This is a genomic window from Neisseria sp. P0021.S006 (assembly GCF_051956895.1).
On the sequence record NZ_JBQCWZ010001006.1, the window covers coordinates 1 to 535 of the forward strand.

The following is a 535-nucleotide window of genomic DNA, read 5'->3' on the forward strand; positions in this document are numbered from 1 at the left end:
TTCTTACCATCTTTAATGATAGTAGTAGTGGTATTACCTTCACCATCAGTGATGGTTACAGTGTGAGTACCGTCGCCGTTGTCTTTAACGTCGGCTTTAGCATTCTTACCATCTACACCGTCTTTACCGTCTTTAACGATGGTAGTAGTGACTGAACCGGTATCAAGATCAGTAACAGTGATTGTATGGGTACCATCACCATTATCTACAACTTCACCTGTGATGCTGCCACCTTTTTCACCAGTGTCACCTTTTTCACCTTTAGCGCCTGCGGCACCAGTGTCACCTTTTTCACCAGTAGCGCCAGTAGCACCGTCTTTAAGGATGGTAGTAGTGGTATTACCGTTACCGTCTTTGATGGTTACAGTGTGAGTACCGTTGCCGTTGTCTTTAACGTCGGCTTCAGCATTCTTACCATCTTTAATGATAGTAGTAGTGGTATTACCTTCACCATCAGTGATGGTTACAGTGTGAGTACCGTCGCCGTTGTCTTTAACGTCGGCTTTAGCATTCTTACCATCTACACCGTCTTTAC

Annotated in this window: 1 protein-coding gene; it reads right to left on the minus strand. The window is 44.5% G+C overall.

What is annotated here, in order from left to right; all coding sequences use genetic code 11:
- A partial coding sequence (locus ACTHUM_RS18415; RefSeq protein ID WP_440403739.1) for a collagen-flanked surface repeat-containing protein occupies positions 1 to 535 on the minus strand: 535 nt, incomplete at both ends.